Here is a 22,394-nt window from a genome sequence, read left to right on the forward strand (position 1 = left end):
CACTAGAATGCATGCCCTTGATTGGGGTCGGAAATGGCCGGCTAACGTCTGTGCAACGAGGAATATCCATGCAAGTTTCTGTTGAAAATACTACTGCTCTCGAGCGCCGCCTGAGCATCACCGTGCCGGCAGAGCGTATCGAGACTGCGGTCAACAAGCGTCTGCAGCAGACTGCCCAGAAGGCCAAGATCGCTGGTTTCCGTCCAGGCAAAGTGCCGATGAGCGAAATCAAGCGTCGTTTTGGTGCCGATGCGCGCCAGGAAGCTGTAGGTGACGTGATCCAGGCTTCCTTCTACGAAGCCGTTGTCGAGCAAAAGCTGAACCCGGCTGGCTCGCCTTCGATCGAACCCAAGTCCCTGGAAGCTGGCAAGGACCTGGAATACGTTGCCGTATTCGAAGTGTTCCCGGAATTCGAAGTGGCTGGTTTCGAAGGTATCGAAATCGAGCGTCTGAGCGCCGAAGTGGCTGATTCGGACCTGGACAACATGCTGGAAATCCTGCGCAAGCAGAACACCCGTTTTGAAGTGGCCGAGCGTGCTGCCCAGAACGAAGACCAGTTGAACATCGATTTCGTTGGCAAGGTTGACGGCGAAGTGTTCGCTGGCGGCTCCGCCAAGGGCACTCAGCTGGTGCTGGGTTCCAACCGCATGATCCCTGGCTTCGAAGACGGTCTGGTTGGCGCCAAAGCCGGCGAAGAGCGCGTTCTGAACCTGGAATTTCCAGCGGACTACCAGAACCTGGACCTGGCCGGCAAAGCTGCCGAGTTCACCGTTACCGTCAACAGCGTTTCCGAGCCTAAGCTGCCAGAGCTGAACGAAGAGTTCTTCGCTCAATTCGGTATCAAGGAAACCGGCATCGAAGGTTTCCGCACCGAAGTTCGCAAGAACATGGAGCGTGAACTGCGCCAGGCCATCAAGTCCAAGGTCAAGAACCAGGTCATGGACGGTCTGCTGGCCGCCAACCCGATCGAAGTGCCCAAGGCCCTGCTGTCCAACGAAGTGGATCGCCTGCGCGTACAAGCTGTTCAGCAGTTTGGTGGCAACATCAAGCCTGACCAACTGCCAGCCGAGCTGTTCGAAGAGCAAGCCAAGCGCCGCGTTGTGCTGGGCCTGATCGTGGCTGAAGTGGTCAAGCAGTTCGACCTCAAGCCTGACGAAGACCGCGTTCGCGAAATGATCCAGGAAATGGCTTCGGCCTACCAGGAACCTGAGCAGGTCGTGGCTTGGTACTACAAGAATGACCAACAGCTGAACGAAGTACGTTCGGTTGTGCTTGAAGAACAAGTTGTGGATACTGTTCTGCAGAAGGCTAAGGTGACCGATAAAGCGGTCTCTTACGAAGAAGCAGTCAAACCGGCGGAAGCAGCACAAGCCGACTGATTGTCCAACTCGTTGGAAATTCAACCATAAGCCAGCCTCGCGCTGGCTTATGCGTTTTCAAGACATGACTATTTGGGAGTAACTGCAGAGCATGTTCCGTAATTCCTATATTCAGCAGAACTCTGATATCCAGGCCGCCGGCGGCCTGGTCCCGATGGTTGTCGAGCAGTCCGCTCGTGGCGAACGCGCCTACGACATCTACTCGCGCCTGCTCAAGGAGCGAGTGATCTTTCTGGTTGGCCCGGTAGAGGACTACATGGCTAACCTGATCTGTGCGCAATTGCTGTTCCTTGAAGCGGAAAACCCGGACAAGGACATCCATCTCTACATCAACTCGCCAGGTGGTTCGGTGACCGCAGGGATGTCGATCTACGACACCATGCAATTCATCAAGCCAAACGTGTCGACTACCTGCATCGGCCAGGCTTGCAGCATGGGCGCGTTCCTGCTGACGGCGGGTGCCGAAGGCAAGCGTTTCTGCCTGCCGAACTCACGTGTGATGATTCACCAGCCACTGGGCGGTTTCCAGGGCCAGGCATCGGACATTGAAATCCATGCCAAGGAAATCCTTTTCATTCGTGAGCGTCTGAACACGCTGATGGCCAAGCACAGCGGGCACACACTGGAAGAAATCGAGCGCGATACCAACCGTGACAATTTCATGAGCGCAGAAGCCGCCCGTGAATACGGGTTGATCGACGCAGTGATCGAAAAGCGCCCCGCTTAATATAAGCCGCTCAAAATAGGGCTGGTCGGCATGTCCGACCACTGGCGGGCTTGAAAAAGCCCGCATAAGCCTTCATCTTGTGTTGCAAGCCTATCGGATTTGGATCGAACGAATGACTGACACCCGCAACGGCGAGGACAACGGCAAGCTGCTCTATTGCTCCTTCTGTGGCAAAAGCCAGCATGAAGTACGCAAATTGATTGCCGGCCCCTCGGTGTTTATCTGCGACGAATGCGTCGACCTGTGCAATGACATCATCCGCGAGGAGGTGCAGGAAGCCCAGGCCGAGAGCAGTGCGCACAAACTCCCATCGCCTAAAGAAATCAGCGGCATCCTGGACCAATACGTTATTGGCCAGGAGCGTGCAAAGAAGGTTCTGGCCGTAGCGGTGTACAACCACTACAAGCGCCTGAACCAGCGTGACAAGAAAGGCGACGAGGTCGAACTCGGCAAGAGCAACATCCTGCTGATCGGTCCTACAGGCTCGGGTAAAACCTTGCTTGCGGAAACCCTCGCTCGCCTGCTGAACGTTCCGTTCACCATTGCCGACGCCACCACCCTCACCGAGGCTGGCTATGTGGGCGAAGATGTCGAGAACATCATTCAGAAACTGCTGCAAAAGTGCGACTACGACGTAGAGAAGGCCCAGATGGGTATTGTCTACATCGATGAAATCGACAAGATTTCGCGCAAGTCCGACAACCCGTCGATCACTCGGGACGTTTCCGGTGAAGGCGTGCAGCAGGCACTGTTGAAACTGATCGAAGGCACGGTTGCTTCCGTACCGCCACAAGGCGGCCGCAAGCACCCGCAGCAGGAATTCCTTCAGGTTGATACGCGCAACATCCTGTTCATTTGTGGTGGCGCATTCTCCGGCCTGGAGAAGGTTATCCAGCAGCGCTCCACCCGTGGCGGCATTGGTTTCAGTGCGGAAGTGCGCAGCAAGGAAGAAGGCAAGAAGGTGGGCGAGTCCCTGCGTGAAGTCGAGCCTGACGATCTGGTCAAGTTTGGTCTGATCCCGGAGTTCGTTGGCCGCTTGCCGGTCCTGGCGACATTGGACGAATTGGATGAGGCGGCTTTGATTCAGATCCTCACCGAGCCTAAGAACGCCCTGACCAAGCAATACGCCAAGTTGTTCGAGATGGAAGGCGTGGACCTCGAGTTCCGTACCGACGCGCTCAAATCGGTGGCCAAGCGGGCACTGGAGCGCAAGACCGGTGCACGTGGCCTGCGTTCGATCCTCGAAGGCGTGTTGCTCGACACCATGTACGAAATCCCCTCGCAGTCTGAGGTGAGCAAAGTGGTGATCGACGAAAGCGTTATCGAAGGCAAGTCCAAGCCACTGTATATCTACGAAAACAGTGAGCCGACGGCCAAGGCTGCGCCAGACGCGTAAGCGTTCAGCAGTTGCGGTACAAGCAAGGGGCCTCTAGGGGCCCCTTGTTTTTTGGGGCGTTTTCTTGGTGCGGTGGTTAAATTCGCGTGTATTCATGCGTTTAACTACTGGCATTGAGCTTGTTTTTTTTGCATGTAACCCCCATCTTGGTTTCATGCTTACTTATCAACTGTCATAGAGGCGAAATCATGAAGACAACCATCGAATTGCCTCTCCTGCCGTTGCGTGATGTCGTCGTCTATCCGCACATGGTTATCCCGCTGTTCGTGGGGCGCGAGAAGTCTATCGAAGCCCTCGAGGCTGCGATGACGGGCGACAAGCAGATCCTGCTGTTGGCCCAGAAGAATCCTGCTGATGATGATCCGGGTGAAGATGCCCTGTATCGCGTCGGCACCATTGCCACTGTGCTGCAATTGCTCAAGCTGCCTGATGGCACCGTCAAGGTGCTGGTGGAAGGCGAGCAGCGCGGTGCCGTAGAGCGTTTCATGGAAGTGGACGGGCACCTGCGCGCCGAAGTGGCACTGATCGAAGAAGTCGAAGCTGCAGAGCGCGAATCCGAAGTGTTTGTGCGCAGCCTGCTCTCGCAGTTCGAGCAGTATGTGCAGTTGGGCAAGAAAGTCCCCGCTGAAGTGCTGTCTTCCCTCAGCAGCATTGATGAACCAAGCCGCCTGGTTGATACCATGGCCGCGCACATGGCGCTGAAAATCGAGCAGAAGCAGGACATCCTCGAAATCATCGACCTGTCGGCCCGTGTCGAGCACGTGTTGGCGCTGCTGGACGGCGAAATCGACCTGTTGCAGGTAGAAAAACGCATCCGCGGTCGGGTGAAGAAGCAAATGGAGCGCAGCCAGCGCGAGTACTACCTGAATGAGCAGATGAAGGCCATTCAGAAGGAACTCGGCGACGGCGAGGAAGGCCACAACGAAATCGAAGAGCTGAAAAAGCGCATTGATGCCGCTGGCCTGCCCAAAGATGCCTTGACCAAGGCTACCGCAGAGCTGAACAAGCTCAAGCAGATGTCGCCAATGTCGGCCGAAGCCACCGTGGTGCGTTCCTACATCGATTGGCTGGTGCAGGTGCCGTGGAAGGCCCAGACCAAGGTGCGCCTGGATCTGGCTCGCGCCGAAGAAATCCTCGATGCCGACCACTATGGTCTTGAGGAAGTCAAAGAGCGCATCCTCGAATACCTTGCCGTGCAAAAGCGCGTGAAAAAGATTCGTGGTCCGGTGTTGTGCCTGGTCGGCCCTCCGGGTGTGGGTAAAACCTCCCTGGCCGAGTCGATTGCCAGTGCCACCAACCGCAAGTTTGTGCGCATGGCCCTGGGCGGTGTGCGTGACGAGGCGGAAATCCGTGGTCATCGCCGTACCTACATCGGTTCGATGCCAGGAAGATTGATTCAAAAGATGACAAAAGTGGGCGTGCGCAACCCGCTGTTCCTGCTCGATGAAATCGACAAAATGGGCAGCGATATGCGTGGCGATCCTGCCTCCGCGCTGCTTGAGGTGCTCGATCCGGAGCAGAATCACAACTTCAACGACCATTACCTGGAAGTCGACTACGACTTGTCTGACGTAATGTTCCTGTGCACCTCCAACTCCATGAACATTCCGCCAGCCTTGCTGGACCGGATGGAGGTGATTCGTCTGCCGGGTTACACCGAAGACGAGAAGATCAATATCGCCGTCAAATACCTCGCACCCAAGCAGATTTCGGCCAACGGCCTGAAGAAGGGCGAGATCGAGTTTGAAGTCGAGGCGATCCGCGACATCGTGCGTTACTACACCCGCGAGGCCGGTGTACGGGGCCTTGAGCGCCAGATCGCGAAGATCTGCCGCAAGGCGGTGAAAGAACACGCACTGGAAAAACGTTTCTCTGTGAAGGTAGTTGCCGACTCCCTGGAACACTTCCTGGGCGTGAAGAAATTCCGCTACGGCCTGGCCGAGCAGCAGGACCAGGTCGGGCAGGTGACTGGCCTGGCGTGGACTCAGGTGGGTGGCGAATTGCTCACCATTGAAGCTGCGGTGATTCCCGGCAAAGGCCAGTTGATCAAGACCGGCTCCCTGGGTGACGTGATGGTCGAATCCATCACGGCCGCGCAGACCGTGGTGCGCAGTCGCGCCCGCAGCCTGGGCATCCCGCTGGACTTCCATGAGAAGCACGACACCCATATCCATATGCCGGAAGGGGCGACTCCGAAAGACGGCCCTAGCGCGGGCGTAGGCATGTGCACGGCCCTGGTGTCGGCATTGACTGGCATCCCTGTGCGCGCTGACGTCGCAATGACCGGGGAAATTACCCTGCGTGGTCAGGTATTGGCCATCGGTGGTCTGAAAGAGAAATTGCTGGCGGCTCACCGGGGCGGAATCAAGACGGTGATCATTCCGGAAGAGAATGTTCGCGACTTGAAGGAAATTCCTGACAACATCAAGCAGGATCTTCAGATTAAACCGGTTAAATGGATTGACGAGGTCCTGCAAATTGCGCTGCAATACGCGCCGGAACCCTTGCCGGATGTAGCTCCGGAGATAGTCGCGAAGGACGAAAAACGCGAGTCAGATTCCAAGGAAAGAATTAGCACGCATTAATGTGTTAAAGCCTGGGGGCTTCCTTGACAGCTTTTTAGAGCCCTTGTTATAAAGCGGCTCTTAAGTGTCTGTAGGCCACCCAGCACTGGTTTTTGCTTTTACCAAAAAACTTAGAATCATACTCAATAGATATATAAGGGGACTTAGAGTGAACAAGTCGGAACTGATTGATGCTATCGCCGCATCCGCTGATATCCCGAAAGCTGCTGCTGGCCGTGCGCTGGACGCAGTAATCGAATCCGTCACTGGCGCTCTGAAGGCCGGCGACTCCGTGGTACTGGTAGGCTTCGGTACTTTCTCTGTGACTGACCGCCCAGCTCGCACTGGCCGTAACCCACAGACTGGCAAAGCACTGCAAATCGCTGCTGCCAAGAAACCAGGTTTCAAAGCCGGTAAAGCCCTGAAAGAAGCCGTTAACTAAGCTTCGATCAAGCCTTTGCTTACCCGGGTCGGACGCACGTCCGACCTGGCAGCGGAGCGGTAGCGACCCACGTATCCATCGGGTCGCCACGCCGGGGGTGAGAGTTCAAACCCCCGTCCGCTCCGCCAGTTACGAGAAGGCGCATCCTCGGATGCGCCTTTCTTCTATCCGGACTCTACCCACGCTCCACGGTTGCCTATTTTTGAAGTTCAACCGTTTCTGGGGGACGCATGCTGCAAAATATCAGGGACAATTCACAAGGCTGGATTGCCAAGACCATTATCGGGATCATCGTCGCATTGATGGCGTTCACCGGTATCGAAGCCATTTTCCAGGCTTCGGGTAATAACGCGCAGGACGTGGCCAAGGTCAACGGTGAACAGATCACCCAGACCGAACTGAGCCAGGCTGTCGACATGCAACGTCGCCAGCTGATGCAACAGCTGGGCAAGGATTTCGATGCTTCGCTGCTGGACGAAAAACTGCTGCGCGACGCGGCCCTCAAGGGCCTGATCGACCGCAAGCTGCTGCTGCAAGGCGCTGCTGATGCCAAGTTCGGCTTTTCGGAAGCCGCTTTGGACCAGGTGATCCTGCAGACGCCGGAATTCCAGGTGGATGGCAAGTTCAATGCCGAACGTTTTGACCAGGTGATCCGTCAACTGGGCTATAGCCGTATGCAATTCCGTCAGATGCTGACCCAGGAAATGCTGATCGGCCAGGTTCGCGCAGGTATCGCCGGCAGCGGTTTCGTCACCGATGCCGAGGTGCTGGCATTCGCCCGTCTGGAAAAACAGACCCGCGATTTCGCCACCGTCAACATCAAGGCAGACCCGGCAGCGGTGAAGCTCACCGATGATGAGGTCAAGGCTTACTACGATCAGCACGCCAAAGAGTTCATGACCCCGGACCAGGTGGTCATCGACTATCTGGAATTGAAGAAGTCCTCCTTCTTCGACCAGGTCACCGTCAAGGACGATGAACTGCAGGCTGCCTACGAGAAGGAAACCGCCAACCTCGCTGAACAGCGTCGTGCCGCGCACATCCTGATCGAAGTCAACGATAAGGTCACCGAGGCGCAAGCCAAGGCCAAGATCGAAGAAGTCCAGGCACGCCTGGCCAAAGGCGAGAAGTTCGAAGCCCTGGCCAAGGAGTTCTCCCAGGATCCAGGTTCGGCCAACAATGGCGGTGACCTGGGCTTTGCCGGCCCTGGCGTCTACGATCCGGACTTCGAAACGGCCCTGTACGGCTTGAAGCAAGACCAGGTATCGGCGCCGGTGCGCAGTGCCTTCGGTTGGCACTTGATCAAGTTGCTGGGCGTTGAAGCACCTGAGGTGCCATCGTTTGCCAGCCTGAAAGACAAGCTGACCCGCGAGCTCAAGACCCAACAGGTTGAACAGCGGTTTGTCGAAGCGACCAAGCAATTGGAAGATGCGGCATTCGAAGCGTCCGACCTGGCCCAGCCGGCATCTGACCTGAAGCTGACCGTCCACACCTCGGCGCCGTTTGGCCGTGAAGGTGGCGAAGGCGTTGCAGCCAACCGTGCTGTGGTGACTGCGGCATTCAGCCCGGAAGTGCTGGATGAAGGTGCCAACAGCAGTGCCATCGAGCTGGACCCGGAAACCATCATCGTGTTGCGTGCCAAAGAGCATCTAAAGCCGGCTCAACTGCCGCTTGAGAGCGTCGCTGCGGCGATTCGCACCCAGATGACCAAGGAGCGTGCGAGCGCTGCCGCCAAAGCCCATGCCGACGAGTTGATCGCCAGCCTGCGTGACGGCAAAACCGCGCTGGACCAGCCGATTGACGGTCAGGCCTGGAAGGTGACTGAAGCGGCGACCCGCGGTCAGGAATCCATCGATCCAGCCGTGCTTCAAGCCCTGTTCCGCATGCCCAAGCCTGCGGCCAAGGACAAGCCTACTTTCACCACGGTGACGCTGCGTGATGGCAGCCTGGTGATTGTGCGCTTGAACGGCGTCAACGAAGCGGCAGCCCCTACGGACGAAGAAAAGGCGCAATACCGCCGCTTCCTCGCTTCCCGTATCGGCCAGCAGGACTTCGCGGCGTTCCGCAAGCAGCTGGAAACCCAGGCAGACATCAAGAAGTACTGATGCCGGCTTGAATAAAAAAGACCCCGTCCTGAAAAGGCCGGGGTCTTTTTTTGCCTTTGATAAAGTGGGTGCTTAACTCGCCTTATGGGTGCTTGCCTGAAAACTTGAGCTTGCCCCAGGTCAGGCCGATCACCGCTGCCAGGGTCGAAGCGGCCAATACACTGAGCTTGGCGGCCGACAGCAAGGCAGGGTCCGAGAAGGCCAGGGAGGAGATAAAGATCGACATGGTGAACCCGATCCCGGCCAGCAGGCCAACCAGGCCGACGCCTGTCCAGGTCACACCGTCCGGCAGCTTGCAGATATTGAGCTTGACCAGCATCAGGCTCGCCAGCATCACGCCCAGGGGTTTGCCGAGTACCAGCGCAAAGATGACCCCCATGAACACCCCGTGAGCCATCGGATCATCCAGGTTGAAGCCGTGCAGGCTCACGCCAGCATTGGCCAGGGCGAAAAGCGGCATCACGCCGAATGCCACCCACGGATGCAGTGCCGATTGCACCCGTTGCACCGGCGGCAATATCTCCCGCTGGGCTTGGCGCAGTTGCTTGAGGGGCTGGGCGACCTGTTGGGGGCCTTCTGCCGAATGCGAGAAGCGCTCCATCAGCTCGTTGAACGTGCGTTCAATGGTCTCCAGCGGGCGCTCCGTGGTGGGCTTGGAGTTGACCGGCGTCATCAAGCCCAGGATCACCCCGGCGAGGGTCGGGTGCACGCCGGTCTTGAGCAGCCCGAACCATACAACCGCGCCAGGTAACAGATAGATCGCGGCCTTGCCGATGCCCATGCGTTGGAACACCAGCACCAGCGCCAGCCCGCCTGCGGCAATCACCAAGCCCATGTAATCGAGACTGGCAGTGAAGAAGATCGCGATGATCAGGATCGCCACGATGTCATCGATGATCGCCAGGGCCAGCAACAGGATACGCACGCCACTGGGAATCGACTTGCCCAGCAGCGCCAGCACGCCCACAGCAAAGGCGATGTCGGTCGCGGTGGGTACCGCCCAGCCACTGGCGGCGACGGTGCCGTGGTTGAGCAGGGTGTAGATGAGTGCAGGCATCAGCACACCGCCCAGCGCAGCGCCCAAGGGCAGCGTGGCCAGTTTCAGGTTGGCCAGGGCGCCATCTTTGATTTCCTGACGGATCTCGGCGCCGACTACCAGAAAGAAGATGGTCATCAGCCCGTCATTGACCAGAAAGTGCAGGGAGCGCGACACGCTGTAATCGCCAAGTCCCAGGGTAACAGGCGTATTCCAGAAGTGTTCGTAGGTCGCTGCGGCGGGGCTGTTGGCCCAGATCAGCGCCACGATCGCTGCCAACAGCAGGACGATACCGCTCACGGCTTCGATATGGGAAAAACGCTCAAGGGCAGACAGCGCGCCCTCAGTCAGGCGCTGAGGGCGGGGGATGGCAGGGTGTTTATCAGGCACGACAAATCTCCATTGGCGGCCCGACCAATGCTTGGCTTTTAACCTGCGCCGCGCCTTATGCAGCAACGCACCCAGAGGTGATGATAGGAAGTAGAGGAATAAGTTGTAAACAAACTTGTCATCGGCCGTGCCAGGCCTTGCCCGTCATTGCACCCAGCGCCAGCGCTATCAACCCCAGCACGGCCCATGGAAATGCGATGACGCCCCAGTGTTGGAGCATCAAGCCGCCAGCCAGCCCACCCCCGGCAATGCCAAGGTTCCACGCGGTGACCAGCATGGATTGCGCGGCATCGGCCGAGTTGCCGGCCGACTTCGCGAGTGCGGTTTGCAGCAGGGCCGGCAGGCCTCCGAAAGCCAGGCCCCAGGCCGCCACGCTGATGTAGATGCAGATCGCAGAGCTGATCCAGAAACCCAGGAGCAGGGCAGCTGCGGCGAACGTCGCGCAACTGATGAGGGTCAGCAACCGCAGGTGTTGATCAATCCATATGCCCACCAACCAGATGCTTACCAACGCCATCAAGCCGAACACCAGTAATACCTGGTCGATCTCGCTGCCGATGCCGGCGGGCACCAGCAAGGGAGCGATGTAGGTGTAGAGGATGTTATGAGCCAACACATAGGTGAAGGTCACCCACAGCACTGGGCGGATTCCCGGCATGGCCAGCACGCGATTCAAGCCCAGACGTTTGCTGGCTGCTTCGCCGGCAAAATCCGGCAATTGCCAGCGCGCCCACACCAGCAGTAACAGGGTCAGGCCGGTCATGATGGCAAAGGTGCTGCGCCAACCGACCAGCGTGCCAAGCAGGGTGCCAGCAGGTACGCCGAGGGACAAGGCCAGCGGCGCACCGAGCATGGCCACGGCGATCGCCCGGCCCTGCAGATGAGGGGCAACCATGCGGCTGGCGTAGCCTGCCAACAGCGCCCACAGCAGCCCGGCGAATACACCCGCAAAGAAGCGAGCGATCAAGGTCACGCCGTAGTGGTTGGAAAACGCGGTGACACTGTTGACCAAGGCAAAGCCGCCTATGGCGATCAACAGCAGAGGCCTGCGACGCCAGCCACGGGTCAGCAAGGTCAGCGGGATGGCCGCGAGCAATGAGCCCAGGGCGTAGAGCGTCACCAACTGCCCGACCAGCGCCTGTGACACTTCCAGCCCGGCGCTCATTTGCGGCAGCAGCCCGGCGGGCATGGCCTCGGTGAGGATGGTAATAAAGCCGGCCGAGGCCAGGGCCAGCAACCCTGCCAATGGCAGGGGTTCATGCACGGGCGCCGTAGCGGTCAATGAAGCGTTGTTGTTCATGGGAGTCTCCTTGAAGGGGCAAGGAGGCAGGGTAGGGGGCTGCGATGCGCGGAAAAACAGGCTAAGGTGCCGAACTTATCGGACATTTTTGTCCGCAATCGACCAAGGCATCAGCATGGACAGTCTGAGCGGGCTCTCGGTATTCGTACAGGTCGCGCAAACCCGTAGCTTCACCGCGGCCGGGCGGGTATTGGGCGTGTCATCCTCAGCGGTAGGTAAAAGCATCGCACGCATGGAGGAGCGCCTGGGTGTCAGGCTGTTTCATCGAAGTACCCGCAGTATCACCCTGACCAGTGAGGGCGCGCTGTTGCTGGAGCGCTCGCGGCGTATCCTGGCGGAAGTGGAAGCGGCTGAGCTGGAGTTGAGCGAGGCCAGTGCCACCCCGCGGGGCAAACTGCGTATCAGCGTGCCCCAAGTGCGCGGGTTGTTGATGCCGGTGATCAGTGGCTTTATGCGTGCCTATCCGGATATCGAGTTGGACGTGGATTTTTCCGACCGTATGGTGGATGTCATCGATGAAGGCTTCGACGCGGTGATCCGCACCGGCAAGCCGGAAGACTCGCGCTTGATGGCGCGCCATCTGGGGCATTACCAATTGGTACTTGTCGGTACGCCCGGCTATTTCGACCAATACGGCACGCCACTCCTGCCCCAGGACTTGAGTCATCACGCCTGCCTTCGGCATAAATTCTGCGCCTCCGGCAAACTCGAGCCCTGGCCGCTGCGACTGGTGCCGGGCGCGGCGGAGCCGAGCTTGCGTGCGCCGCTGGTCAGCAGCACCATTGAGTCTCTCAAGCATGTGGCTCAGGAAGGTCTCGGTATTGCGTGTCTGCCGGACTACATGGTCAACGAGGCGGTTGCGCAAGGGGCTTTGCAGCGCGTGCTGGATGAACACCTCGAACACCGCGGCAGTTTCTGGTTGCTGTGGCCGGCCAGTCGCCATGCCTCGCCCAAATTGCGCGTGTTTATCGACCATATGTGTGCCGGGCTTTTTCCTACTGACGCGGCTTCACAAGGCTGAGATGTTTAACCGACAGGAATGCGCGCTTCAAGGCCGCGTTCTGTTGCACAATACCGTCCGGACCGTTTTCCACAGGATTTTCAATGTCGACATCATTTCACTTGCGTAGCCTCGGGTTGGCGCTGGTGCTGGCGGGCGCCGCGGGCTGCTCCTCACCCAAGACCGCTATCTATGAACATGAGAATTTCGACGATTCCGGTACGTTTTCCCGCGATTACCCGGTCAGCGATGTAGCGGCGTGTGAAGCGGCGCGTCGTGCCCTGCTGAGCCAGGGTTACATCATTACCAGCAGCGATCCAAAGCTGGTGGCGGGCAACAAGAGTTTCCAGCAGACCGGCGAGACCCATCTGCAGATCAGTTTCAACGTGGTGTGCGCTGCTGATGGCAAAGGCAGCAATCACTCGACGATGTTTGCCAACGCCTTGCAGGATCGCTATGCGCTGAAGAAGGTCAACAACTCCGCCAGCCTCGGCGTGGGTGTGCTGGGTTCGGTGTCGATGCCGATCGGCTCCACTGACGACTCGATGGTGAAAGTCGCGAGCGAGACCGTCTCGGCGCCGAAGTTCTACGAGCGTTACTTTGCGCTGGTGGATGTGTTCCTGCCGCAGGAGGTCAAGCAGGCCGAGCATATACCCGAGCAGCCCAAGGCTGACCTGGGTGTGCCTGAACCCAAGGCCGCTCCGGTAGCCGCTCCAGTAGCCGAGAAGGTCGAGGCGCCGAAGGAGGCACCTGTAGCGCCTGCCGCTTCGCAACCCCTGGCACCGCCACCTGAGGCTGCGCCGATCGCACCGACCCCGGAACCTGCGCCTGCCTCGGCGCCAGCAACCGAGCCCGCGCCGGCGCCGACCAATCCCAGCCTGCCTGCGCCGACAGAGGCAATACCGCCCTTGCCAGCGCCTGCGCAGTAACTCAGATGGCTACGGGATCGGCCTTGTCGACGTTGATCCCGTAGCGGCTGATGGCCAGGGCGACGTTGTCACGACCAATCACACCGTCATCAGCCAACGCCTTCAAGGCTGCTAAAGCGATAAAGTGCCGGTCTACCTCGAAGAACTCGCGCAATGTCTCGCGGGTGTCCGATTGCCCGAAACCGTCGGTACCCAGTGCGACAAAACGGCGGTTATGCACGAAGGGGCGAATCTGGTCGGCGAACAACTTCATGTAGTCCGTGGCCACCACCACAGCGCCGGTTCTCCCGGCAAGGCAGGTTTCGACGTAGCTTTGGCGCGGCTCGCTTTGCGGGTGCAGGAGGTTCCAGCGTTCGGCGGCGTGCCCATCACGGCGCAATTCGGTCAGGCTGGTGACGCTCCAGACATCGCTATGCACGGCGAAATCCTTGGCGAGCAACTCGGCTGCGGCGATCACTTCGCGCAAGATTGAACCGCTGCCCATGAGCTGCACCTTTGCCTGCGGGTGGCTGCTCAGCGGATACATGCCCTTGAGAATGCCTTCTTCAACGCCTTCCGGCATCGCCGGGTGCGGATAGTTTTCGTTGAGCAGGGTGATGTAGTAATAGATGTCCTCCTGTTCGACATACATGCGCCGCATACCCTCGCGAATAATCACTGCCAGTTCGTAGGCAAAAGTCGGGTCATAGGCCACGCAGCAGGGAATCACCGACGCCAGGATATGGCTGTGCCCGTCGTCGTGCTGCAAGCCTTCACCCATCAGCGTGGTGCGCCCGGCCGTGGCGCCCAGCAGGAAGCCCCGTGCTCGCGCATCGCCCGCCGCCCAGGCCAGGTCGCCGACGCGCTGGAAGCCGAACATCGAGTAGAAAATATAGAACGGCACGGTCATCAGGCCATGGTTGCTATAGGAGGTACTTGCCGCGATCCAGGAAGAAATGGCGCCGGATTCATTCAGCCCTTCCTGCATGATCTGTCCGTCTTTGCTCTCTTTGTAGTAGCTCAATTGCCCGGCGTCCTGTGGGGTATAGAGCTGGCCGACGGCTGAGTGGATACCGATCTGGCGGAACAGGCTTTCCATGCCAAAGGTGCGCGACTCATCCGGCACAATAGGCACGATCAGCTTGCCCAAATGCGTGTCCTTGAGCAGCGTGCCGAGGATGCGCACAAAGGCCATGGTGGTGGAGATGGCGCGCTCACCGGTGTCTTTGAGTTGGGTGGCGAAGGCGCTCAGCTCGGGGATTTGCAGCGGCGCAGCGCTAGTGTGGCGCGCTGGCACATAGCCTCCCAGCGCCTGCCGTCGTGCGGCAAAGTAGTGGGCCTCTTCGCTGTCGACGGCGGGTTTGAGGTAGGGGATTTCTTCGAGCCGGTCATCGTCGACCTCCAGGCCGAAGCGGTCGCGGAAAGCTTTTACCGCTTCGGCCCCCATCTTCTTCAGCTGATGGTTGATGTTTTGGCCTTCGCCAGCTTCACCCATGCCGAAGCCCTTGACCGTCTTGGCCAGTATCACCGTGGGCTGGCCCTTGTGGCGCACGGCGGCGGCGTAGGCGTTGTAGACCTTGTCCGGGTCATGCCCGCCCCGTGAGAGTTTCCAGATGTCGTCGTCGGACATGTCCGCAACCAGCGCCAGCAACTGCGGGTATTTGCCAAAGAAGTGTTCACGCACATAAGCGCCACTCTGGGATTTGTAATTCTGGTAGTCGCCATCCACGCATTCCATCATGCGTTGGCGCAGCAGGCCGCTCTGGTCCTTTTCCAGCAGCGCGTCCCAGCCGCCGCCCCAGATCACCTTGATCACATTCCAGCCGGCGGCACGGTACAGGCTCTCGAACTCCTGGATCACCTTGGCATTGCCGCGCACCGGACCATCCAGGCGTTGCAGGTTGCAGTTGACCACGAAGATCAGGTTGTCGAGTTTTTCGCGGCCCGCCAGGGAGATGGCCGCCAGGGATTCGGGCTGGTCCATTTCGCCATCGCCGAGGAATGCCCAAACCTTGCGGCCCTGATGCTGCTTGAGGTCTCGAAACTCCAGGTACCGCATAAAACGCGCCTGGTACGCGGCGGTGATCGGCCCCAGGCCCATGGAGACCGTAGGGAATTGCCAGAAGTCCGGCATCAAGCGTGGGTGAGGGTAGGAAGACAAACCCTCGCCACCGGCCTCGCGCCGAAAGTTATCCAGCTGCGCTTCGCTGATACGGCCCTCCAGGTAGGCACGGCCATAAATGCCTGGTGAGGAATGGCCCTGGATGTACACCAGGTCGCCGTCGAATGTGTCGGTTCGGCCACGGAAAAAATGATCGAAGCCTACGTCATACAGCACGGCGGCTGACGCATAGGTGGCGATATGCCCACCCACGCCTGAGTGTTTGCCTGCGCGCAATACCATCGCCATGGCATTCCAGCGGATGAACGCATTGGTGCGCCGCTCGATGGCCTGGTTACCGGGGTAGGGCAACTGGCGCTCAACCGGGATGGTATTGACGTAGGGGGTGGTCACCCGCCCGTAGAAGTCGCCATGCCGTGCAACGTCGAAATCCAGCAACTGATCGATCAGGTAATGAGCGCGGGGACGGCCCTCGGTGGACAGCACCGATTCGATGGAGTCCAGCCATTCGCGGGTTTCCTGCGGATCATCGTCGAGTCTTACTGGGTCATTCGGGGTCATGTGAGGCTCCAGGGTAGGCGGATTCAAGCAGCGAGCTCCTCGCGGGAGTGATGCAAAATGTAGTTGCAATTGCAACGACATGCCAGAATCTAGCGCGGGATGAGCTACTATTGCAACCTTCTTGAAATTCCCCGGATGGTGTTGCATGTCGTCGAAAGAGCCGGATGTATGGTTCCGTTTTGTCAGGGCTCACAGGACGGTCATCCGTGAAATCGAGCGGCGCCTGGCTGCGGCGGGCCTGCCGCCGTACGCCTGGTACGATGCGTTGTGGGGCCTGGAAAGCGGGCCCGGCGGCACCCGGCGTATGCACGAACTGGCCGATGTGCTGGCCATTGAGCGCTATAACCTCACGCGCCTGGTGGACCGCCTGGAAAAGGACGGCCTGGTAGTGCGTTCCCGCTCCGATGGCGACGGTCGTGCGGCGTTTGCCTCGATCACGGACACGGGTCGAGCGCTGCGCAAGAGCATGTGGAAAATCTACGAAAGCACCGTGGACGAGCTGTTCATTTCACAAATCGAACCCGAGCAGCGCCAGGCATTTGCCGATGCCCTGGAGCGCACGGCGGGCTTGGCGATGGATGCGGGTGTGCAAGTGCGCAGCCGACGTAAATCGTAGGTTCGAAAACAGACTCAGTGCGGGGGACCTTGCTTGCGCAATTGCATTCCCCCTCACTTCAGGTGATAGCGCTGCAGTGCGTTTTCCACCTGCTGCACCTCGGTACGCCCTTCATCGGCCAGCGCTCTTAACGCTGACGCCACAATCCAATAGCGGCTCGGCGCAGAGGCCTGCATCGAGCCTGCGCCCAAGGCGATAAATCGTGCATCTACATGCGCGGCTAATTGATCGACAATCACCTGCGGATAACCGGTGACGGCAATGACGGGTGCGCTACTGCCTGCCAGGCAATCACGTAAATGGCAGCTGCGCCTGGGGGCCAAGGGGTGCAAGCGGTTCCAGCGCTCCGCGGTCGCCGCCTCACGGGCCAACCGTGTGTAGCTGGGGCTGCTCCACACCTGCGCCGTAATATTCCAGTCCTGTTCCAGCAACCTTGCGGCATGCATGACCTCTTGCAATGCCCAGCCAGCCCCGAGCAGGCGCACATCGGCTGCTTGATTACGCTGGATCGGATACATGCCTTTGTGGGCATCCTCTCGGTCCTGGGCAGTCAGTGTCGTGTGGGCATCCTGGTCATGCAGCGTCAAATAATAAAAACCTGGCTGGCCGTCGATGTACAGCGTGCGTAGTCCTGCCAGCAGAATCGCTCGAGCTTCGTCTCCCGAGGCGGGATCGTAGGGTGTGCAGCGTGGATGAGCCGCCAGCCATACTGGCAATGACGGGTGCGTGCCCTTGGGCCACGGGGAAGGCTGGTTCTCGATGTCATTGCACAAGATGCCACGTTGGGCGGTCTGCTCCGACAGTGCGCACAACTGTGCAGACGACACTGCGCTGTGCAGATAGAGCAGGGGTTTTTCGCCGCGATTGCGCGCAAACCAGATAGGCCAGTTGCCCACGCGGCGGCTGCATGACTGGCCACGGATCACCCAGGCGTGCCGGCTGGATTCCAGGGTATTGGCCATGCTCATCACCGTATACAGCGGCGAGTTGCCCGGGCAAACGGCGGTGCTGAGTGCATCGATGCAGCTCTGCGCAGAATGCGCGATAGAGGCAGGCATGGGTCCAAGCTCCTTCCAACGGATATTTGTACCCTACTGGAAATGTGATTGCATTTGCAATGATTGCAATCGCACTTCAAGTCATGGGATTAAATTATCCGGCGCCTGTCGCGTTTAACTTTTCAAGCGCAGGAATGTCACAACGTCGACATTTTTTCGTCATGACGGCACTTTAGGCTGGGTTCGCAGGTCATTTACCTGCCACCGCTTTCATTTGAAGAAGGAGTCCACCATGGACGATTACCAGGAAGAACTGCTGGAGTATCAGGCATTCGAGTTGGACCCGCTGGATCCGGTCGACGATGCCACCGAGCTGTAACGCTGACTTCAGGCGGAATGCCGCTGACTGCGGCGAAATTCCCCTGGGGTCTGGTTATTCCAGCGCCTGAAGGCCCGCTGGAAGGCTTGGGCTGAAGCAAAGCCAAGCAAGTAGGCGATCTCGCCAAATGCCAGCTCGGTATCGCGAATATAGGTCATGGCCAGGTCGCGGCGGGTGTCGTTGAGAATTGCGCGAAACTGTGTGCCTTCCTCGGCCAGTTTGCGCCGCAGTGTCCAGGTCGGCAGTTTTAAGCGTGCCGCCACCTCTTCCAGGTCGGGTTCCCGGCCGCCATTGAGCATCGGCCCGAGCAACCGCGTGATGCGCTCGCGCAGGCTGCGGGTGCGAGTCAGCTGCTCCAACTCCCTTTCACACAGCTGCAGCAGCAGGTGCCAGGTGCTTGGGCAGTGCTGTGGGTTGCGCAGCGCCAAGGTGGGTTGGCTCAGACGCAGTTGATTGGCATCGGCGCCGAAGTGCACCAGGCCGCTTCCCAGCCTATTGTAGTGTTCGTGATAGTCCGGCGCGTCGAATTCGATTTCTATCCGTTGTGCCTGCACCGGCTGTTGCGCCAGGCTGGATAATTGTTGCAGCCAACCGGCGATGATCGAGTCCACCACAAAGCGGTTATAGGCGTTGTAGGGGCTGATGGAGTAGAACCGCAGCCAGGCGCCTTCGGCATCTTCATGAAAGCTCGATTGCCCGCGATAGTTGGAGCCGTACAGCGCTTCAAAGCGTGTGAGCGTGCGCGCCGCTTCGCGCACATTGGGGGCCTGGGCGGCGGTGACACCGGCCAGGCCGGCCTGGCTCAAGCGGCTGAGTTGGCCCATGCGCAGGCCCAGGCCCGGGTCGCCGGTCAGTTGGATGGCCGCGTGGCCCAGGCGCATATAGCGCGGGATCGACAGGCGTGCGCCGGCTTCAGCCAGGCGTGCAGAGTCCAGGCCGTATTGCAGCAACAGCGGTTGCGGGTCCAGGCCGTGGCTCTGGATGGCATCGGCCAGGGTGTGCACGAAGCCCACCGACAGATCCCCCAGGCGCACCGGCTTCAAGGGCTACAGCCAGATATTCAGCAGGCGCGCGCCACGGGCATCGCCGTCGGCGAACACTTGCCCGTTGCTGCTCAGAAAACTCTGGCCGGCGCTGCCCAGGTCCCAGAACTGCCCACGTAAAAACACGCTCATGCCCGCCATGGCCTGGCTGACAGGCTGCTGGCTGATCAGCGTGAGGCGGCGCCAGGCGGCGCCTTCGCTGGTTTCTTCGGGTTTGAGGCTGACCTCGGAAGGCGTCGACACGCTCTTGAAGCCGCGCCATGGACGGTCCCAGGTGTCGCGGCCAGTGACGAAGGCCGGTACTGCGATCAGTTGCGCACCTTGCTCGTTAAGCTTGCGATAGTTGTCCGGGTACCAGCTGTCGCTGCCGACCAGGATGCCCAGGCGCCCGGCAGGCGTATCCACCACGCTGACGACATTCTCATCGCCTGGCTCGATAAAGCCACGCTCATCGTAGATCGGGTAGAGCTGACGCTGCGGTTGGCCCAGTGGCAAACCGTCGGCGGCAAACACCACGCTGGCGTTGTACAGCGCGCCATGGCCGACTTCCAACTGCCCCTGGATCACGCTCGGGTTGGGCAGGGCGATGGAGCCTGCCACCAGGGTTACACCAAATTCTTTTGCCAGGCCGCCGAACACCACTTGATAGTCGCGCGCCATGGCAGGGGCCTTCATGCGCAGGTAGGCGTCATCCATGCGGTTGTCGCCGGTGGCGCTGATCCAGGCTTTCGCAAACTGCAGTGGGTTGCTGATCGACAGCCAGTTCATCGCATCCTTCAAATGCGTGGCCTGGTACAGCTCGTTTTTTTCGCCCTTGAGCATCAGCCAGGTGCCGATATGTTCGGGCAGCACCACGATGGTCTTGGCGTTGATCAGGCCTTGGTCGCGCGCTTTTTGCAGGTAGCTCGACAGCTTCAGATGCAGGCGTTCCAGGCTTTGATAGTCGGCAGGGAACAGCTCTGGCTGAATGCCGAGCAGGTTGCCACGGTCGGCTGGTTCGCCCTCATTGACGGCGAGGGTGATACGCAGGTCCGACAGGTAATGCGCCACGGGGCGCTCCTGGGTCCAGACCAGATACGCGGCAAGGGCGGCAACCAGGGCCATGGTGACGGTGAACGCTAGAAGTTTACGCATGGGGCAACAGACAACAGACCAGGTGCAGGGTTCGCGACTAGGGTAGGGCCCATGGCGCGGCTTGCCAAGGGGCGCTGTGCATTTGGATCAATAACTTGTCAGTTTCAGTCATTGAGCCGTGGTCCACCGCCTCTTAGTCTGTGGGACATAAACCGATGGCACACCGTTCGAGTGCGCCACGTCCCGTGATGATCCGTTGTGGAGCTGTACCATGACCGCTGCTGCCTACCCGCACCTGCTGGCCCCGTTGGACCTGGGTTTTACCACCTTGCGCAACCGTACCCTGATGGGCTCGATGCACACCGGCCTGGAAGAAAAGCCCGGCGGTTTCGAGCGCATGGCAGCCTACTTTGCCGAGCGCGCCCGTGGTGGCGTGGGCCTGATGGTCACCGGCGGCATTGGTCCGAATGATGAAGGCGGTGTATACGCCGGGGCAGCCAAGCTGACCACTGAAGAAGAGGCGCGCAAGCACAAGATCGTCACCCAGGCGGTGCACGAGGCGGGCGGCAAGATCTGCATGCAGATCCTTCACGCCGGGCGTTATGCCTACAGCCCCAAGCAGGTGGCGCCGAGTGCGATCCAGGCGCCGATCAACCCGTTCAAGCCCAAGGAATTGGATGAGGAGGGCATCGAGAAGCAGATTCAGGATTTTGTCACCTGCTCTTTGCTGGCCCAGGCCGCCGAATACGACGGTGTGGAAATCATGGGTTCGGAGGGCTACTTCATTAACCAGTTCCTCGCCGCCCAGACCAACCATCGCACCGACCGTTGGGGCGGCAGCTTTGAAAACCGTATGCGCCTGGCGGTGGAGATCGTGCGTCGCGTGCGCGAGGCCGTCGGCCCGAACTTCATCATTATCTTCCGCCTGTCGATGCTTGATCTGGTGGAAGGCGGCAGCGTCTGGAAGGAAATCGTGCAGTTGGCCAAGGCTATCGAGCAGGCTGGCGCGACGATCATCAACACCGGTATCGGCTGGCACGAAGCGCGTATCCCGACCATTGCCACCAAGGTCCCGCGTGGCGCCTTCAGCAAAGTCACCGCCAAATTGCGCGGTGCGGTGCAGATTCCGCTGATCACCACCAACCGCATCAACACCCCGGAAATCGCCGAGCAGATCCTGGCCGAAGGCGATGCCGACATGGTCTCGATGGCGCGCCCGTTTCTGGCCGACCCGGAGTTCGTCAACAAGGCCGCCGCTGGGCGCGCCGATGAAATCAACACCTGCATCGGCTGCAACCAGGCGTGCCTGGACCACACCTTCGGCGGCAAGCTGACCACCTGTTTGGTCAACCCGCGCGCCTGCTATGAAACCGAACTCAATTACCTGCCCGTCAAGCAGATCAAGAAAATCGCGGTGGTCGGCGCCGGCCCTGCCGGTCTGGCCGCTGCCACTGTTGCCGCTGAGCGTGGGCATCAGGTGACCTTGTTCGATTCCGCCAGCGAGATTGGCGGCCAGTTCAATATCGCCAAGCGTGTGCCGGGTAAGGAAGAGTTTTTCGAAACCCTACGTTACTTCAAACGCAAATTGCAGACCACTCACGTAGAGCTGTGCCTCAACACTCGTGTGGGCGTCGAGCAGCTGGTGGCAGGTGGTTATGACGAGGTGATCCTGGCCACCGGTATCGCGCCGCGCACCCCGGCGATCCCGGGAGTCGAGAACGCCAAGGTGTTGAGTTACCTGGATGTGATCCTGGAGCGCAAGCCGGTGGGCAAGCGTGTGGCGGTTATCGGTGCCGGCGGCATCGGTTTCGATGTATCGGAATTCCTCGTACACCAAGGCGTGTCTACCAGCCTGGATCGCGAGGCGTTCTGGAAAGAGTGGGGCATCGATACCCAACTGGAAGCACGTGGCGGGGTGGCCGGGATCAAGCCCGAGCGCCATGCGCCGGCCCGCGAGGTGTTCCTGCTGCAACGCAAGGCTTCCAAGGTTGGCGACGGCCTGGGCAAGACCACCGGCTGGATTCACCGTACCGGTTTGAAGAACAAACAGGTGCAGATGCTCAACAGTGTCGAGTACTTGAAGATCGATGACGCAGGCTTACATATCCGCATCGGCGCCGAGGGTGAACCGCAGGTGCTGGCGGTGGACAACATTGTCATCTGCGCCGGCCAGGACCCGCTGCGCGAACTGCATGACGGCCTGGTCGCTGCCGGCCAGAACGTGCACCTGATCGGCGGCGCCGATGTGGCGGCCGAGCTGGACGCCAAGCGCGCCATCAATCAGGGCTCGCGCCTGGCTGCCGAGTTGTAAGGCGACAACAGGGGCGGTGTTAGACTTGCCGCCCCTTTCTCAT

Annotated in this window: 16 protein-coding genes; 10 read left to right on the plus strand and 6 right to left on the minus strand. The window is 59.6% G+C overall.

Annotated features, from left to right (window positions below; all coding sequences use genetic code 11):
• Positions 1-68: 68 nt before the first annotated feature.
• The 6 genes from tig to E3O56_RS11320 all read left to right on the plus strand — a co-directional run bounded on the left by tig (position 69) and on the right by E3O56_RS11320 (position 8,613).
• Positions 69-1,379, plus strand: a complete 1,311-nt coding sequence (tig, locus tag E3O56_RS11295; RefSeq protein WP_032880518.1) for a trigger factor — start codon at positions 69-71, stop codon at positions 1,377-1,379.
• Positions 1,380-1,470: 91 nt separating this feature from the next.
• Positions 1,471-2,106 (plus strand): ATP-dependent Clp endopeptidase proteolytic subunit ClpP, encoded by a 636-nt coding sequence (gene clpP, locus E3O56_RS11300; protein ID WP_005789297.1) that lies wholly within the window; start codon positions 1,471-1,473, stop codon positions 2,104-2,106.
• A 112-nt stretch (positions 2,107-2,218) separates the two neighbouring features.
• Positions 2,219-3,502: an ATP-dependent Clp protease ATP-binding subunit ClpX gene (clpX, locus tag E3O56_RS11305; RefSeq protein WP_003238279.1), complete on the plus strand. Its 1,284-nt coding sequence runs from the start codon at positions 2,219-2,221 to the stop codon at positions 3,500-3,502.
• A gap of 188 nt (positions 3,503-3,690) precedes the next feature.
• Positions 3,691-6,087 carry an endopeptidase La gene (lon, locus tag E3O56_RS11310; protein WP_032880520.1) on the plus strand — a complete coding sequence of 799 codons (2,397 nt, stop codon included), beginning with the start codon at positions 3,691-3,693 and terminating at the stop codon, positions 6,085-6,087.
• Positions 6,088-6,235: 148 nt separating this feature from the next.
• Entirely contained in the window at positions 6,236-6,508 is a 273-nt protein-coding gene (locus tag E3O56_RS11315; RefSeq protein ID WP_003174819.1) for an HU family DNA-binding protein, read from the plus strand.
• Positions 6,509-6,738: 230 nt separating this feature from the next.
• Complete coding sequence (locus tag E3O56_RS11320) at positions 6,739-8,613, plus strand: SurA N-terminal domain-containing protein (protein ID WP_032880522.1); 1,875 nt, start codon at positions 6,739-6,741, stop codon at positions 8,611-8,613.
• 82 nt (positions 8,614-8,695) lie between these two features.
• Here the strand turns inward: E3O56_RS11320 and nhaA are convergent, their stop codons facing one another.
• On the minus strand, positions 8,696-10,039 hold the full coding sequence (gene nhaA / locus E3O56_RS11325) for a Na+/H+ antiporter NhaA (RefSeq protein ID WP_223018470.1): 1,344 nt from the start codon (positions 10,037-10,039) through the stop codon (positions 8,696-8,698).
• 118 nt (positions 10,040-10,157) lie between these two features.
• Complete coding sequence (locus tag E3O56_RS11330) at positions 10,158-11,339, minus strand: MFS transporter (protein ID WP_248128251.1); 1,182 nt, start codon at positions 11,337-11,339, stop codon at positions 10,158-10,160.
• Between the two features lie 115 nt (positions 11,340-11,454).
• Between E3O56_RS11330 and E3O56_RS11335 the strand changes: the two genes are divergently transcribed.
• Both E3O56_RS11335 and E3O56_RS11340 read left to right on the plus strand, forming a co-directional pair.
• Positions 11,455-12,360, plus strand: a complete 906-nt coding sequence (locus E3O56_RS11335) for a LysR family transcriptional regulator (protein ID WP_248128253.1) — start codon at positions 11,455-11,457, stop codon at positions 12,358-12,360.
• A gap of 83 nt (positions 12,361-12,443) precedes the next feature.
• Positions 12,444-13,268 carry a DUF2242 domain-containing protein gene (locus E3O56_RS11340; RefSeq protein WP_103734449.1) on the plus strand — a complete coding sequence of 275 codons (825 nt, stop codon included), beginning with the start codon at positions 12,444-12,446 and terminating at the stop codon, positions 13,266-13,268.
• A gap of 1 nt (position 13,269) precedes the next feature.
• On the opposite strand, the gene aceE is transcribed toward E3O56_RS11340, so the two are convergent.
• On the minus strand, positions 13,270-15,930 hold the full coding sequence (aceE, locus tag E3O56_RS11345) for a pyruvate dehydrogenase (acetyl-transferring), homodimeric type (protein WP_248128254.1): 2,661 nt from the start codon (positions 15,928-15,930) through the stop codon (positions 13,270-13,272).
• A gap of 145 nt (positions 15,931-16,075) precedes the next feature.
• Between aceE and E3O56_RS11350 the strand changes: the two genes are divergently transcribed.
• A complete protein-coding gene (locus E3O56_RS11350; RefSeq protein ID WP_032880533.1) occupies positions 16,076-16,546 on the plus strand; it encodes a MarR family transcriptional regulator in 471 nt (156 codons plus the stop codon).
• Between the two features lie 53 nt (positions 16,547-16,599).
• Here the strand turns inward: E3O56_RS11350 and E3O56_RS11355 are convergent, their stop codons facing one another.
• The 3 genes from E3O56_RS11355 to E3O56_RS11365 all read right to left on the minus strand — a co-directional run bounded on the left by E3O56_RS11355 (position 16,600) and on the right by E3O56_RS11365 (position 20,100).
• Positions 16,600-17,604 carry a pyruvate dehydrogenase gene (locus E3O56_RS11355; RefSeq protein WP_248128255.1) on the minus strand — a complete coding sequence of 335 codons (1,005 nt, stop codon included), beginning with the start codon at positions 17,602-17,604 and terminating at the stop codon, positions 16,600-16,602.
• Positions 17,605-17,931: 327 nt separating this feature from the next.
• Positions 17,932-18,966, minus strand: a complete 1,035-nt coding sequence (locus E3O56_RS11360) for an AraC family transcriptional regulator (protein WP_248128256.1) — start codon at positions 18,964-18,966, stop codon at positions 17,932-17,934.
• A 3-nt stretch (positions 18,967-18,969) separates the two neighbouring features.
• The gene (locus tag E3O56_RS11365; RefSeq protein ID WP_078821715.1) at positions 18,970-20,100 is read right to left on the minus strand and encodes a carbon-nitrogen hydrolase family protein; all 1,131 of its coding nucleotides are present in this window, start codon (positions 20,098-20,100) and stop codon (positions 18,970-18,972) included.
• Positions 20,101-20,311: 211 nt separating this feature from the next.
• Between E3O56_RS11365 and E3O56_RS11370 the strand changes: the two genes are divergently transcribed.
• Positions 20,312-22,351, plus strand: coding sequence for an NADPH-dependent 2,4-dienoyl-CoA reductase (locus tag E3O56_RS11370; protein ID WP_032880539.1), 2,040 nt, complete (start codon positions 20,312-20,314; stop codon positions 22,349-22,351).
• Positions 22,352-22,394 lie beyond the last annotated feature (43 nt).

It is taken from the genome of Pseudomonas sp. W2Aug9 (assembly GCF_023127755.1).
Taxonomy (GTDB): domain Bacteria; phylum Pseudomonadota; class Gammaproteobacteria; order Pseudomonadales; family Pseudomonadaceae; genus Aquipseudomonas; species Aquipseudomonas synxantha_A.